Origin of the sequence: Aeoliella straminimaris, from assembly GCF_024054565.1 — a bacterium.
In the GTDB taxonomy this organism is placed as follows: domain Bacteria; phylum Planctomycetota; class Planctomycetia; order Pirellulales; family Lacipirellulaceae; genus Aeoliella; species Aeoliella straminimaris.
Map to the genome: position 1 here is coordinate 49,524 of NZ_JAMXLR010000090.1, position 15,275 is coordinate 64,798.

A 15,275-nucleotide genomic window follows, 5' to 3' on the forward strand; every position below is an offset into this window, starting at 1 on the left:
ATCTGTCGGACTTGCGGCACATGAAATGGAGTGGCCAGCGGAAGCGGGAACCTGAGCGTCGCACAAGAACGGTGAATCCAAAACCCGCGATATCGGCGGCTCCCGCTCACCCATTGTAAGTACTGCTCGTTACTCGAGCTACCGAATTTGCTGAAGTGCAGTGACTTCGCTCAATCCGGGGACGGGCCGACTGAGAGCGATTGCAGCGGCCGACGCAATCGCGAATCCCCTTCGCCGCTGTAGGCAATTTTCACCGACCACAGCGCAGCCCGCACGCCTTCGATTGAGAACCCCAAACCGATTACCCCGCCACCTCCGCGCGCCGCTTCAAACGATGCCGCACAACCCAGGTTCCCGCGAGTGGCACCACCACCGATAGCACGATGGCGGTGGCCATCCATTCGTGCTCTTCGGCCTGGCTGCCGAGGACGGCGAATGCTGTGGCCACCGCAGCGTTGCCTACCGACAAGGTCCACAGCAGGCGCGACCAGCGGGTATCGAGCGCACCGCACAACAGCACCGTCGCTTCGGCCAGGATCGGTAGCGGACGCGTGACTAACAACAGCCACACGTCATGCTCGTGGGCGGTGGCGCGGAGGTTGTCGAGTTCCTCGGGCGCGGCCAGGCGTCTGGCAACGGCAGGGCCCCAGCGTTTGGTCACGGCGAAGGCCGCTACGCCGCCCAGCATCAGCCCCACCCAGGCACTGGCCGCGGTGAGCGCGATACCAAGTTGTCCGCCGGCCAACGTGATGACCGGTCCCGAGGGCACCGGCAACAGAATGTCGGCTGCCAGCACTGCCACCAGGGCGGCGACCAGCCAGCCGGCCGGCGGCGGCGACTGGCGCCAGGCTTCGAACCAATGCTCGAGCGGACCGCTCCACAACGAGACCGTCAGCAGCGGCAAACCCAGCAGAATCGCTACCACCAGAACCAGTCTTATGAGCGATCGCATGGCAAGTTCGGCCCTGCACGGTGGAGGTGGTTGACTTTGACTGCAGCGGGTCTAGTTTTACGTGAACCGTCAGCGTTTTTTGTTATTCTACGTTGCACACGACAACACTGGCCAGGCGACAACGCAGGCGAGGGCCGAGGCAAATTCAATATGAGCAATTCCATGTTTTTCAGATTCCTTCGTCTGGCAGTGGCAACGTTGATTCTGACGTTGGGCGCGCCGACGTTCGGGCAGACAGGCGATACCGGCCAGTTGCAGCAGTTGGTCAACGACTTTGGCTTTCAGCTCAACATGCTCCGCGACTTCGATGGCCGTGCGGCCGAAGAGCGGACCCGGGCACTGGCCGTGGCGCTCGACCGCTGGAATAGCTCGACCCGCACGGATGCCGACTATCAGAAGATGAAGCAGTGGCTGGATGCAGCCATCGACGCGACAATGCCGGGCTCGAAAGACCCGCTGCCGGCGCTGCCGTGGTTCGAGAAGCGCCTGGCCGAGGCGCCGCAGTTGCCGCTGCCCAACGAACCGCAGTTAGCCAAAGCGCCGGCCGAGGAGGCCCCCGAACCCGCCGCGACCGCGGGGCATCGCATTGCGAACAATCCCCAGGCGAAGGGCGAGCCTGAGCGCCAACCCACGCCCGAGCGCCCGGCGCCCGCCCCTGCCCCGGCCGCAGCCGAGAGCCCGCAGGTGGCGAGCTTCTGGCAGCGGCACCCCGGCGCCCGACCGTTGAAGCTGGAGAATCCATTTGAAGACGACGAACCCTTGGCCACGACTAGTTTGACCAAGCGGGTTGCGATGCGGCCCACGGCATTCAGTTCGACGAGCGATGCCCCATCGACCGTGGGCGTGAACACCGCCGAGTTGAGCGCACGCGTGCGGGGCTATACGCACGGCCTGAAGGGCGTGGAAGCCCGCCTGGTGGCTTCGCCCACGATGTCGATGGAGGAACTGCTGAGCGTGGTTCGCGAACTCCGGCAACTGGCCAGCCAACGCGATTTCGTGAGCATGTACCTGGACGTGGTGGCCCTGGACCATCCGGACCAGGTACCGCAGCTACCGACGCTGGACGACGCCAAATCGATGGCGCAGCAGCGGATCGAGCAGTTGCGCAAAAGAGATACCGGGCACACCGCGGCAATGGAATCGCTGCAGCAGATGCTTTCGGATCTGTAGAGGGCGCCGCCCGGCGCCAAGAGAGAAGCAGCCAACGCGAGCGACGATTACTCGTCTTCGTCTTCCTTGGCCTTCTTCTTTTTCTTCTTCATCGTCAGCTTCCGCACGCGGACCTTGGGCAGGCCCAGCGGCGAATCGCCTTCGTCCCAGCGACCACTGTCCTGTAGCACCTTGAGCCGCTCGACGCGCGTCAGCACGCTGCGGTTGGTGTTCATACCACGCTTGACTTTCAGGCTCTTGTCGATGGTCATCGGACGGTCTCGCTAGCTTGGCCCGTGCACCGGGGAGTACAGGGCGAAGGGTCAGAACAAATCGATAGCCCGGAAGTATAGACGGTTTTCGCGCGGTGGCAAAGGGGGCATGCGAGGGGGAATGGCCGACGTTGAAAACCCGTGCCGCAGCGGCCGAAAACGCCATTTTCGGCGAAAACCGAAGTTAAGCGGCGTCCCACCCCACTTCGGCCGGCTACGCGGCTGCATCCTCGCTCTTGAGCTGCCGGATGGCTTTGAGGAAGTCGTCGACCGACTGGTACCGCTCGTCCGGGTCGTTCTCGATGCACTTCAAGATGGCCGCGTCCAGACGGGGATCGATCTTGGGGTAGTGCTCGGCCACCGGCTTGGGCTTGGAGGCCCCATGCGACATGGCGGCCAGGCCGTCGCTGCCGCGGGCCCAGGGGAGATCGAAGGCGAACATCTCGTAGATCGACACACCCAGAGCGAAGATATCCAGCCGCTTGTCGGTCACCTTGCGGCGTACCACCTCGGGCGCCATGTAGTTGGGCGTGCCGGTGCGGATGCCGGGCTGCATGTACGATCGCTCGGCCGGTACGGTCAGGCCGAAGTCGATCAGCTTGAGCGACGTGGCGTCCTTGGCACACACGAAGTTCCGCGGGCAGATATCGCGGTGGATGTAGCCGGCGTCATGCACCACCTTCAGGGCCTCGGACATCTGCCGCAGCAGGGTCAGGCGGTTGCCGTCCAAGAGCGGGCTCTTGCCGACAATCAACGAGTTGAGGCCCGGCCCATCCAAAAACTCCATGACGATAAACTGCTCGTCATTGGTTGTGACGCCGTACTGCAGCGTGGTGACGATCAGCGGGTGATTGAACGAGCTGGCGATCTTGCCTTCGCTCGGCTTATCGAGCCCCTTAAAGCGGGCTTCGAGCGACTGGGTCTTGTTCCGGTCGAGGATCTTCAGGCCGACGATCTGCTCGGTCTGTCGGTCGCGAGCCATGTAAAACTCGCTCATCGTGCCCGAGACCGCCTCGCGCATGAACTGATACCGCTTCTGGACGTCGACCTTGCCCCCTTCGATCATCGACTTAAAGAAATTGCCAATTCCCACTGTAGGTTGCCTCGCCAGGAGCGGTTCAGTTCCGGTAATTCTCCAATATACGCAGCCTCTGGGGGGGACGGCAACGCTCTTGTTCGCTTGAGACCGGGGTTTGCCGAGGCCGAAGGGACGCTCAACTCCGTGAAAACACGGACCGCATGGCGGTCCGACTAGGTAGCGAGACCGCGGGAAAACGGTTGGGCCTACCGCTGCCGGACCTTCACGCCGTCGGCGATTTTGTCGCTGGGGTGGATGATCACCTGGTCGCCCTCGGCCAGGCCTTCGCGGATTTCGGCCTCCAGGCCGTTTTGGTAGCCGGGCACCACCTTGGTCTCGACCGCCCGGCCGTCGACCACTTTGAACACGGCCCAGCCCTCGTCGGGGCGGAACAGCGAGCTGGCGGGGATGCGGAGCACGTCCTTGGCCTCGGCCACGACGATCCGTGCTTCGACTCGGAAACCGTCGCCCAGGTTCTGCCGCTCGTCGGCGGGATCGGTCAGGTCGACAATTACGTTGACCCGCTGCTCCTCGACCCCCAGCGTAGAGATCTTGGTAAAGCCGCTGGGCTCCACCAGCCGCACTCGGCCATTAAGCACGGGCTCGCCCCCCCAGTGTTCGAGCATCACTCGGGCGCCGGGCTGGATCTTGACCGCATCGCTCGACAGCACGTCGATTTCCACTTCCAAGTCGCTGGGGTCGCCCAACTCCAGCAGCGACATGCCGGCGGTGACAACGGCCGAGCTCTCCTGAAACACCCGCAGAACCCGGCCGGTGATGGGCGAGCGAATGGTGTGGTTCCAGCTGTTGCCATTGGTGCCATTCTCGTTGGCGGCATTCTTCTCGTCGGCACCGCCATTGGGCAGCTCCTGGTTGCCGGCGTTTTCTTCGTCGCGCGGTCGGGAACGCAATAGCGCCGCCCGCGCCTGCTGCAGTTCGAACTCCGCGATTTCCTGCGCGTACTTCGCCGCACGGAGTTCTTCGCTGGCCGCCTGAAAGCGGGCTTCGGCATCGTCGATTTCCGATCGCATCACCGCCGCTTGCGAGGCGCGCAGGCGGGCCAGATAGGTTTCGGCATTGCCCAGATCGATGCGGGCCTGCGAGAGCACGGGCTCGGACTTCTTCACCGAGGCCTCGGCCGCTTTCACCCGGGCTTCGGCCTGGGCGATTGCCCGCGCGTCGAGCAGTTCGGGGTCGCGGGGTTCGATGGTCGCCAGCAACGTTTTACCCGCCACGACCACGTCGCCCGGGTCCATGTTGATTCGCAAGAGCCGCCCAGAAAGCGGCGTCGAGACAACGTATTTCTCGCGGATGCGGGTCTTGCCGTCTTCGTCCACGGTCACCAGCACGGTGCCCCGCTCGACGGTGGCCATATCGACCTCGACCGCTTCGGGGACAAACGACCAGACAATCAGCCCGACGAGCCCAAGACCAACGGCAATCAAAATCCAGGTGAGCCAGCTTTTCATGATGGTGGGGGGTAGGTCGGGGGCTGGGGACAGACGATTCAGCAGGGGGCACAACAGCGCGGCGACAAAAGCGGCCCGCGGCTACTCGCGCGATTTCAGTACGGCGATCAGGTCGAGGTGGTCGAGCTTACGACGCACCAGCAGCGCGGACAACACCGATGCAGTGAGCACCACGGACACGGCCAGCCCGTACGTCGATTTCTCGATGATGAAGGGGAAACGGAAGGCCTCCTCGTTGGCCAGGTAGGTCGACAACAGATAGGCGAACGACCAGCCGATGCCCATGCCCAGTGGCAGCGCCAGCACCGTGATCACGCCCAGTTCGCCCAGCAGGATGGCGGAGATTTCGTGGCGGGTGAAACCAATCACGCGGAGCGTTGCCAGCTCGCGACTCCGCTCCGAAAGGGCGATCCGCGCGCCGTTGTAGACCACGCCCAGGGCAATGATCACCGCAAACGTCAGATTGATCGCCTTGATGGTGCCCATGTTCTGGGCGATCGTATCCTGGAAACTCTGCAACGCGTACTCGCGGACGCTCACGCCGGCCAGCGCGGGAATCTCCTTCAGTTCCTGATAGACCTCGGCCTGTTGGTTCTGGTCGATTCGCAAGTACGCGCCGCTCGCTCGCGGGGCTTCGCGGAGCAGGCGGTTCATCGAGTCGAGACTCGTGTAGACGTTCAGCCCGGCGATGTCGTCCAGCAGCGCCAGCACGGGTAGCTTGAGCGTGGGCCGCTTGCCTTCGAGTACTTCGATCGACACCAGGTCGCCCACTTTAGCGCCCAGCTGTTCGGCCAAAATCTTCGACATCACCAGCCCCGCTGGCGGCGGCTGCCAGGTGGCGCGATGGCGGTCCATCAGCTGGGTCAGGGTTACATCGGTGGGCAGCGACTGCACGGCCACCCGGCGGTAGTGCGGACCATAGCGCACGCGGGCAGGCACCGAACGCATCGGCTCGACGTGCATCACGCCGGGAATGCTCGCCAGGGCGTGGGTGATGTCGGTCGAAAGCGGCTCGACGGTGTTCACCTGGATGTCGTACAGCTGCACGCGGTTGTACTGCAGGTCGGTGACGTAATCGATGGCGTCCTGCATGAACTGCCCTACGACGATAATGCCCACCGATAGCCCCACGGCGAAGATCGATACGCAGGTTTTGATCCGCTGCCGCTGCAATTGGCGGAGCACCATACGGGCCACGTTGGGCAGCATACGGCCGAGGCCCAGTTGCTCGATGAGGGTCGGCTTGAAGTTGGCGGGCGGCTCGGGCCGCATTGCCTCGGCGGGTGGCACTCGCACCGCTCGCCAGATGGCGGCCGACGCCCCCAGCAAGGCGGCCGTGGCGGCCACCGAGATGGCCAGCGCCACGATGCTCCAGCGGACGCGAATCAGGATCTCCGGATACTGGTACACACGAGCCAGCATCTCGGTGAAAAACCCAGCCAGCAGATTCCCCCCCACGGTGCCCAGCACCGCGCCGGCCAGCGTGATGACCAGCACGAACTTTATGTAATGCCAGGCAATGTCGAAATTTGTGTAGCCAAAGGCCTTGAGCGCAGCGATCTGCTCCCGCTGCAGGGCCAGCGTGCGGGTGAGCACCACGTTGAACAGGAACGCCGCGACGCACAGAAAAATGGTCGGCGCGATGAGCCCCGTGGTTTTCAGGCCGCGGATGTCGCCTTCGAGAATCATGTGCGAAATCTGGTCCTTGCGACCGAACGCGCCCCGACCGCCATAGGGATCGAGCAGTTCGTCCATGCGAAAGATCACTTCGTCGATGTTGGCCCCGTGCAATAGCTCGACCGCGACATCGTTGAACGCCCCTTCCATGTCGAAAGCCATGCTCAGGGCTTCCTCGTTCATCCACATCACGCCGTAGTGCTTGGGATCGGGCACGATGTCGCCCGGCTTCACCTGGAACACGTACTCGGGCGAGAGCACCACGCCAACGATCCGCAGTTGCTTGCGGCGGCCGTTGATAATGGCGGCAATCGTGTCGCCGATGTCCAACTCGTTGGCCGCGGCAAACTTCTCGCTGGCCAGCACCTCGTCGTCGGCGCCTGGCTTCAGCCAGCGGCCGCGACGCAGGTACAACTGGTTCAGCAGCGGTGGATGGGTATCGGGCACGCTAATCAGCTGGCCCAGGGCAGGCTCGTTAAGGTCGGGGATATCGAGGTTCACGCCTTCGACGATGCGTGTCTCGACATGCGCCACGCCCGGTATCTCCTCCAGGCGGCTCTTCATCGAGTCGGGCACCCGCTTCGCGCCGGCAAACACCTCGGCAAATCGCGATCGTTCGTAGAACGCCGCGCGGGTCGATTCGAGCGACCGCAGCGCATTCTGCGAATTGACGAACGTCGCCACGCCCGAGGCGATCACCAGCGCAATGGCAATTGCCTGCCCCCACAGGGCACGCAAGTCGCGGAGCAGTTTGCGATCGAGGGATAAAAGCATTTGGGAAATGACAAATCTCTGCATGACGAGTGACGAAGTGCGACCTGTTCGTTATTCGTCGTTCGGGTTTCGAACTTTATAGCTCACCATTCGAGTTCCTCCGCGCGGCGTTTGGTGGAGTTGACGTCGGTGCTGACAATCTTGCCATCGGAAACGTGAATCACCCGGTCGGCCATCTCGGCAATGATCGCGTTGTGGGTGATCACGGCCGTGGTGGTGCCGAGCTCTTCGTTGATCCGCTGAATAGCGTCGAGCACCAGAATGCCGGTATGCACGTCGAGCGCGCCGGTCGGCTCGTCGCACAGCAGCACGTCGGGCCGCTTGGCCACCGCGCGGGCAATGGCCACGCGCTGCTGTTCGCCACCGGAAAGCTGCGCGGGAAAGTGCGTCCGCCGCTTCGCCAGGTCAACCAGCGAAAGGGCCTCGAGCGGCGTCATCGGATTGCTGGCAATCTCGGTGATCAGTGCCACGTTCTCCTCGGCCGTGAGGCTGGGGATGAGATTGTAGAACTGAAACACGAACCCCACGTGGCGGCGGCGATACCCGGTGAGCGCGCTATCGTCGAAATCGGTCAGCACGTCGCCGCGATAGCGAATGGTGCCTGCGGTGGGAACGTCCAAGCCGCCCAGGATATTCAGCAGCGTGCTCTTGCCACTGCCCGAGGGTCCCAGCAGGACAACAAACTCGCCACTGTACAGTTCCAAATCGACACCCCGCAGGGCCTGCACGTCCACCTCACCCATGTGATAGGTCTTGGTGACATCGTGCGCCTCGAAGACTCGCTCGCGGTGGGGCGGGTTGGAAGACATGACGGGTGAGGTGGGCGGAAAGTACGGAAACCCTCATTCTAACGCGAAACCACACCGCGGGGGCAGAACGGCATTTTGTCGCACCGCAGGCGCTCTAATCGCGATTTGCCCTGGCCGAGCAGGTGGCGTACAACACATTGCGCCGCCTGCTATCCTATTTCGCCGGAGATTTCCGCATGTTGCCCACGCGTTTGCTGCTTGTCACTGCCCTGCTATCCATTGCGGCATCGGCAAGTCGGGTGCAAGCGGGCGGTGGGCCCGAAAACGTGCTGGTAGTGATCAACCAGAACAGCGAATCTTCGAAGACGATTGCCAACTACTATATCCGCAAACGTAATATTCCGGCCAATTGCGTGTTGTATCTCAACTGGAAGGGAGGCCAGGGCAACACGCCCGCCGGGCGGTTTCGCGATCAAATACTCAAACCGATCATCGAAACCATCGAACAGCGGCATCTGGCTGGCCAAATCGAGTACGTGGTCTACTCGTCTGCTTTTCCCTACTCCGTCGACTTTCGGGAAGAATTCAAGGACGAAAAGCTGCCCAAGCAGTTCCGCCCGATCGCTTCGCTCACTGGGGCCACCTACCTGTGGGTGTACGCGCTGACCAAGAATCCGGCGATGTGCATGCCCACGGTAAACTGGTACGTCACGCCCGAGGCTCGCAAGAACCAGACCTCCTGCGTCAACTGCAAGGAGGTGGTAACCAATGGCTTTCGGGCACAGCAGTACTGGACCAAAAAAGGCGAGCAAAGCAGCGAGGCAAAGAACGGACAAACCTATTTCCTGTCGACCATGCTGGGCGTGACCGCCCAAGGCGGCAACACCGTGGATGAAGTGGTGTCGTACCTGTCGCGAAGTTCGGTGGTGGATGCGGCCCACCCCGCTGGCACTTTCTATTTCGTGAAGAATGGCGATGTCCGCTCCAAGACACGCGACAAGTGCTATCAACAGGTCTGCGATCAGCTAAAGGCCGAAGGAGCGGAGGCCGTGGTGCTTAATGGCACGGGGCCGCCGGCCACGTCCGGGGCGATTGGCATCATGCTGGGCACCGCCAGGTTCTCGATCGATGCCAGCGAAACCTCGCTGGTACCGGGCGCCATCTGTGATCACTTCACCAGTTTTGGCGGCCGATTCAGTCAATCGGGGCAAACCACCCTGGCGACCTGGTTGCGGGCTGGCGCCGCCGGCTCCAGCGGGACGGTCACCGAGCCCTACGCCATCCAGGCCAAATTCCCGCTGCCCTCGATGCACCTGCACTACTGGCGGGGCACCTCGCTGGGCGAGGCCTTCTATCAGTCGGTATCGGGCCCCTACCAGTTGCTGGTGGTGGGCGACCCGCTGTGCCAGCCCTTCGCCCGGCCGCCCAAGGTGGAACTCGAGGGAATCAAGCCTGGACAACAGCTCTCGGGCGTGGTGGAAATCAAACCGAAGGTGACACCCCAGCCGGGCACCGAGGCCGGCATGGCCGAGTTGTACCTCGATGGCCGGCTGCTGGCCCGCTACCCGCATCAGATCTCCGCGCCGCTGAAAACGGCCGGCATCGCCCCCGGTCACCACGAATTGCGGCTGGTGGTCAGCACCGACGACAGCATTGGATATCGCGGCCGCACGATTGTGCCGGTGGTCGTTCAGCACCCAGATGCCCCCGTGGAAGAAGTGACCATCAAGGTGGAACCGACTCCCGCGGTACCCGCCGAACAACCGGTGCGAGTGACCGTGTCGGGCCCCGAGGAAGCAAAAGGGATCGAAATTCTGCAGAACCAGCGACGGGTGGGCTTCGTATCAGGCAGTAGCGGCAGCGTAGAGATCGACTCGAAGCTGCTGGGCCGTGGCCCGGTCGGGCTGACCGCACAACTGGTGGACGCCAAAAAAACAACCTCAGACAACGTGGAAGCGGGTACCCGATCGAAGACTTGCTGGGTGCTGATCCAGTAGTGGGCTGTACGCCTGTTTTGGGGGTTACAGCAGCTATGGTGGGCATCCGAAGGTCGGTTTGCGACGGCTGCCACCCAACGCGGGAAGCGACCGTAACGGTCGTGCAAGTTGCGCGGGTGGAGTCGTTTACCCCCCTGCGAGCAGGCACCGGTGGTTCGTTGACAGCCCTGGGGACGCGGCTACGATGAAGGAACGCCAAGTGCGAGGCGCCCGGCCTAGAAATACGCTATCCTAGAGACTCGCAGGGTAGCTCCCTCGTCGACCAGTCGGCACCTCGACGTTGCGCCTCATGGACGCAACAACAGGTCCCCTGCGAAAACAACTGGGACCACCCCCTCCCAACATTTACCTTTCGCCCGATGTCAAAACATCTTTAATCGGAACGCCGGAACCTCCGAATCGTGGCCCCGGGCCACCTGCACATCGGCTCCCAAGCTGCATTTTCATCCATCGAGGAATCCCTGATGCAACGCTATCGCGTTAACTATGGCCTGCTCATTGGTCTGCTGGTTGGTGGTGTGGTGGCCGCCGTTTCGGTCTACGGTATATGGCGGTGGCAGATGGTCAGCAACGCTAAGTCGATGCTCGAGCGTTCGCAACAGGCCGAAGCCGAGGGCGACTACCTGGGAGCGGCCAATGAGCTGCAAAAATACCTGGGTTTCCGTCCCAACGACGATGAAACTCGCATCAGGCAGGCCATGCTCTGGGTGAAGGTCGCCGAGCAGGCGATGAAAGATGGCGAGTGGCGCGATTTCCATCAAGTTCGCGGCCTGATCAGCAACGCCCTGTTCAAATACCCCGGCGAGACCCAACTGCGGGAAGCCTATGTCGATCTGCTGGCCAGCGACCGTCGGCTCGAGGCCGGCTTCGCCAGCGAACAGTTGCAAAACGTGCGGGTGCTGCTGAAGCAACGCCCCGGCGACGTGGAACTGCTGCTGCGCAAGGCGCGGTGCCACAACTACCTGAAAGAACCGACTCAGGCGGTGGAAGTGCTGCAGGAATTGGTAGGTTACGACACCGAGACCGACGAGTTTGTGGACGATAAGGCGCTGGCTCCCAACAACGTGGATGCCTACAGCATGTTGTCCCGGTTGCTGCTGCAGCTCGACCGCAGAGACGATGCGATTGAAGTCGAGAAGCGTCTGGTCGACACGAATCCAGAGTCGGCCGAGGCACATCTGGAGCGCGGCATCTTCTTCACCATTATCGATCAGGGCGAGGGAAGTCGCTTAGACTATGGCGACGAGGCCGACGACGAACTGAAGAAAGCCTACGAACTCGACCCCAAGGACACCAACGTCCTGCGGGCGCTGGCCGACCGCGCCCTGCGGCAGGAAGACTATGAAACCGCCCGACAGTACCTGGAGCAGGGCCTGGCGGAGGGCACCGACAACATGCTGTTCTACCGGGCACTGGCCGGCCTGGAGCGCGCTCAAGGCGACAATCCGGCCGCCTTGGAGCAGATTGAACGCGGCCTGGAGAAGGTTGGCGAAAATCAGCGTCCGTTTCTGCTGGTCGACAAGATCGATCTGCTGATCGACGAGCGGAATATCGCCGGCGCCGAAGACATCATCGAGGAGTTTGAAAAAGAGGTACCCATCACGTACCCGCCCGTCGAATTCCAGAAGGCGCGAATCATGGCGGTCCGCGAGCAGTGGCTCGAGACTTCCCGCGCGCTGGAAGATATTCGCCCTCAAGTGATCGACAACCCTCGCCTACGCATCCAGCTCGACTACCTGCTCGGCATGGCCTACTACAAGTGTGGCTTCAACGAGAAGGCGATGGAGATTTTCGAACAACTGGTCCGCGAGAACCCGAGCAACGCCCAAGCCAAGGGCATGCTCGTCGAGCTGGCTGACCGCATGGGACGCGATGCCCCCACCATCGGCGGCGAGACCATTGGCAAGGTCAGCTTCAACGACCGCCTGAAAGAAGAGTTAGGGAAGCCCGAAGACCAGCAGGACTGGGAAGCCTTCGACAATTTCCTCGTCAACTGGGCGGAAGAGAACAACAAGGACGAGGTCCAGACCAAGTTGCTGAAAATCCAGACCCTGGTTGGCCAGAAAAAATACGCCGAGGCTCGCAAGCTGTTGCTCGAAGCCTACAACATGGCCAAGGACAACTTGAACGTGCAGCGGGCTGTGGTGCGTCTGGTGGCGGTCGATCCGGAGCGTGGCCCCGAAAATGCCGTGAAGCTGCTGGACCGCACGGTGGAGAAGTTTGGTGACAACTGGCAATTGCGTCTCGATCGTGCCGATTTGATCATCGCCCAGAACGATGAGGATATGGCCGAACAACTGCTCGCGTTGACCGAGGGCATCGACGATTGGGATCGCAGCCATCAGGTGGAACTCTGGAAGGGTGTTGCCTCGCGACTGGCTCGCGTGGGCAAACGCGAGGAAGCAGAAGAAGCCTGGAACCAGGTGGCCCAAATCAACCCCGACGATCTGCCGACGCTGATGCAGGTGTTCGACCTGGCACTGGCGCGGAGCGACGACGAAGCCATGCGGGAAGCACAGAAGAAAGTGCTCGACCTGGTCGGCAGCAAGAAGGACGCCAACTGGGCCTTCACCGAGGCCGCCCGCAAGTTCGTTCAGTACCGCAACAATCCGGAGAACGAAAAGCTTCGCGAGGAAATCCTCAAGCTGGTGAACACCGCGCTGGCCGAACGGCCCGACTGGAGCCAACCCTACATCCTGCGGGCGAGCCTGGCGGTCTCCGAACGCGACTACCTGGAGGCGTTGCGGGACTACAAGGAAGGCTTTAGCCGCGGGCGTGGCAATGCCTTCGCGCTCGGACAATACGTCCGCCTGCTGGCCGCTCAGGGCAGCTTCAAGGAAGCAGCCGATCAACTGGAAGGCGTGCAGGAGAACATCAAGGTCGTGTTGCTGGGCGAGCTGTACCCTGAGATTTTGTTCCAGGTTGGCCAGTACAGCGATGCTGCCGACGCTGCCAAACGGCTCGGCAATGCCGGCGAGTCGAACGCCAAGATCCAACTCTGGTATGGCCAGTTCATGCAGCGATTGGCTGGCAATCAGAACGTTTCCAAGGACATCCGCGAAGATTGCCTGACCGAGGCGGGCGATGCCCTGGCCAAGGCCGTTGAACTGGGAGGCGAATCGCCAGCAGCCTGGCTACCCTACGTGCACTATTTGCTGGTCACCAGTGCCCATAGTGCTGCCCAAGCCAAAGAGCTCGAAGACTCGGGTGGCTCGCAAGCCGAAATCGACAAGTTCAAGGAAGAAGCGGTGGCCAAACGCCGTGAGGCTGAGTCGGCTCTGCGCGACGCGCAACTGGCATTGGAAGAGGATCAGCAGCAATTGTTGCTGGCCAACTGCTATCGCGAAATGGGTCGCTGGTTCGACGCCGAGAGCATTTACCTGCTGGCGCACGAACAGAACCCCGAAGCCGAAAACGTCAACAAGCAACTGGTCGACTTCTACCTGAGCTCCCAATACCCGCTGAAAGATGGCTTGGCCAAGGCCAAACCTTTGATCAACGACGTGCTGCGGCAGCAAGCGGAAGATCCCGATTCGGTAAGCGACAGCATCGCCGCCTGGGCTCGACGAACAGCCGCCAAGATCCTGGCCTCCAGCGGCGACTACGAGAGCCTGCAACAGGCCGAGAAGCTGTTGGCCTCCAACGCCGTGAACAACACCCTGGCGGTGGAAGACAAGCTGCTGATGGCCACCTTCCTGGCGCAGCGGCACGAACCCGTGTCGCGGAACAAAGCCATCAAATTGCTGGAAGAGGTTCAAGCACAACAACGCCTGAATCCTGCGTTCGACCTGACACTGGCCCAGCTCTATTTCAAGACGGACAATTGGGCCAAGTGCAATAGTCACATGCAGACCATTCTCACTCGGTACCCCGATTCGTTCCAGGTTCGTCGGGCTTACATCCAGATGCTGCTGCTCCGCGGCGGACGTAGCGATCTGAAGATCGCCGAGAGCCAGTTGGACCAATTGCAGCGAATTGCCCCCACGTCGCCAGCAACGTACGAATTGCAGGCGCTGGTGTACACCGAGACGGGCGATACCAACAAAGCCAAGCAAGCACTTCGCAAGATGTTGCCGGAGGACTTGAACAAGCTCGACAGCCAGGGCTACATGAGCGTGGCCCGGGTGGCGTCGTTGCTGACCAATTTGGGAGACACGGAGAACGCCGAGAAGCTACTGAAATTGGTGGTCGAACGACCCGATGCCAGCTTGGCCAATCAGCTGCAATTCACGCAATTCATCGGCGTGCACCGCGATGTCGACACCGCTTTTGACATGCTCGACAAGGCGGCCAACGACTCCAACTTGATTCCCGTGGCGGAAGTGGGGATGAACATCGTTCGCGCGAAGCGAAGCGAGATTGGTGACAAGTACGACGAGAAGATCGATGGCTGGATTTCCGCCGCCCGGCGAGAAGACCCGCTGTCGATCAACGCCGCGATGACCGAGGCCAGCTTCCGCGATCTACAGGGCCGCTACGAAGAAGCCGCCCAGATCTATCGCAAGCTGCTGAAGAACACCGATTTGGTGAGTAGCCAGCGCGCGGCCGTGCTGAACAATCTGGCCTACATGATCGCCCTGGGCGCTGCCAAGGCCGAGTCCACCAACGAGGCACTCGCGCTGCTGGAACAAGCCACCGCCATCCTGGGGCCCCGCTCCGACATCCTCGACACCAGGGCCACCATCCTGATGCGTATGGGCAAATACCAGATGGCTGTGGAAGACATGGAGGCGGCTGTTACCGATGGCCCCACCGCGTCGAAGTACTTCCATAAGGCTCAAGCCCACATGGGCCTCAACCAGAAGACCCAGGCCCTGACGGCCTGGGAGAAGGCCCAGGACATGGGGCTGACGCGGGACAGCATTGGTAGCCTGGAAGCCGACGAGTACGATGAACTGGCCGCCGAAATGGAGAAACTCCGCGGCCAAAGCAATCGACTCTAGCACCTGGCCAGCCCTGGCTTTTCGCTCGCCAAGGGCATTGTGGCTCAAATAGTACCGAATCCAGCGAGAGATCGCCTGGGCGCAGCGGGCCTATGGCCTCATCCGCAGGCTGCCGACGCCGGGGCAGAGTTTGTCGCCGTGCCCTGGGCCGATTACCATATGGAAGGAGATTCATTCCTTCGCGGGAACGCCCCGGCGGAGTTCCCCCCATTCGT

The 15,275-nt window shown here is 61.9% G+C and carries 9 protein-coding genes; 3 read left to right on the forward strand and 6 right to left on the reverse strand.

The features are described 5' to 3' along the window. Positions 1 to 301: 301 nt before the first annotated feature. Positions 302 to 952 (reverse strand): TVP38/TMEM64 family protein, encoded by a 651-nt coding sequence (locus NG895_RS25150; protein ID WP_252855312.1) that lies wholly within the window; start codon positions 950 to 952, stop codon positions 302 to 304. 162 nt (positions 953 to 1,114) lie between these two features. On the opposite strand from NG895_RS25150, the gene NG895_RS25155 reads away from it, so the two are divergent. Beyond that, positions 1,115 to 2,122, forward strand: coding sequence for a hypothetical protein (locus NG895_RS25155; RefSeq protein WP_252855313.1), 1,008 nt, complete (start codon positions 1,115 to 1,117; stop codon positions 2,120 to 2,122). 47 nt (positions 2,123 to 2,169) lie between these two features. On the opposite strand, the gene NG895_RS25160 is transcribed toward NG895_RS25155, so the two are convergent. From NG895_RS25160 to NG895_RS25180, 5 genes are all read right to left on the reverse strand, one after another. After that, positions 2,170 to 2,373: a small basic protein gene (locus tag NG895_RS25160; RefSeq protein WP_252855314.1), complete on the reverse strand. Its 204-nt coding sequence runs from the start codon at positions 2,371 to 2,373 to the stop codon at positions 2,170 to 2,172. A gap of 214 nt (positions 2,374 to 2,587) precedes the next feature. Continuing rightward, complete coding sequence (locus tag NG895_RS25165) at positions 2,588 to 3,466, reverse strand: serine/threonine protein kinase (protein ID WP_252855315.1); 879 nt, start codon at positions 3,464 to 3,466, stop codon at positions 2,588 to 2,590. 191 nt (positions 3,467 to 3,657) lie between these two features. Continuing rightward, a complete protein-coding gene (locus NG895_RS25170; protein ID WP_252855316.1) occupies positions 3,658 to 4,920 on the reverse strand; it encodes an efflux RND transporter periplasmic adaptor subunit in 1,263 nt (420 codons plus the stop codon). An 81-nt stretch (positions 4,921 to 5,001) separates the two neighbouring features. Continuing rightward, entirely contained in the window at positions 5,002 to 7,371 is a 2,370-nt protein-coding gene (locus NG895_RS25175) for an ABC transporter permease (RefSeq protein WP_252855317.1), read from the reverse strand. 83 nt (positions 7,372 to 7,454) lie between these two features. Then, positions 7,455 to 8,180, reverse strand: a complete 726-nt coding sequence (locus tag NG895_RS25180) for an ABC transporter ATP-binding protein (RefSeq protein WP_252855318.1) — start codon at positions 8,178 to 8,180, stop codon at positions 7,455 to 7,457. Between the two features lie 176 nt (positions 8,181 to 8,356). Here NG895_RS25180 and NG895_RS25185 point away from each other — a divergent pair, with 176 nt between their 5' ends. Both NG895_RS25185 and NG895_RS25190 read left to right on the forward strand, forming a co-directional pair. Beyond that, entirely contained in the window at positions 8,357 to 10,117 is a 1,761-nt protein-coding gene (locus tag NG895_RS25185) for a TIGR03790 family protein (RefSeq protein ID WP_252855319.1), read from the forward strand. 464 nt (positions 10,118 to 10,581) lie between these two features. Further along, the gene (locus tag NG895_RS25190) at positions 10,582 to 15,060 is read left to right on the forward strand and encodes a tetratricopeptide repeat protein (protein ID WP_252855320.1); all 4,479 of its coding nucleotides are present in this window, start codon (positions 10,582 to 10,584) and stop codon (positions 15,058 to 15,060) included. The last annotated feature ends 215 nt before the right edge of the window (positions 15,061 to 15,275 follow it).

Excerpts from the sequence above, each read along its gene's own strand:
- NG895_RS25150 (WP_252855312.1), bottom strand. The coding sequence starts at position 952 with ATGCGATCGCTCATAAGACTGGTTCTGGTGGTAGCGATTCTGCTGGGT.
- NG895_RS25155 (WP_252855313.1), top strand. The coding sequence starts at position 1,115 with ATGTTTTTCAGATTCCTTCGTCTGGCAGTGGCAACGTTGATTCTGACG.
- NG895_RS25160 (WP_252855314.1), bottom strand. The coding sequence starts at position 2,373 with ATGACCATCGACAAGAGCCTGAAAGTCAAGCGTGGTATGAACACCAAC.
- NG895_RS25170 (WP_252855316.1), bottom strand. The coding sequence starts at position 4,920 with ATGAAAAGCTGGCTCACCTGGATTTTGATTGCCGTTGGTCTTGGGCTC.
- NG895_RS25175 (WP_252855317.1), bottom strand. The coding sequence starts at position 7,371 with ATGCTTTTATCCCTCGATCGCAAACTGCTCCGCGACTTGCGTGCCCTG.
- NG895_RS25180 (WP_252855318.1), bottom strand. The coding sequence starts at position 8,180 with ATGTCTTCCAACCCGCCCCACCGCGAGCGAGTCTTCGAGGCGCACGAT.
- NG895_RS25185 (WP_252855319.1), top strand. The coding sequence starts at position 8,357 with ATGTTGCCCACGCGTTTGCTGCTTGTCACTGCCCTGCTATCCATTGCG.
- NG895_RS25190 (WP_252855320.1), top strand. The coding sequence starts at position 10,582 with ATGCAACGCTATCGCGTTAACTATGGCCTGCTCATTGGTCTGCTGGTT.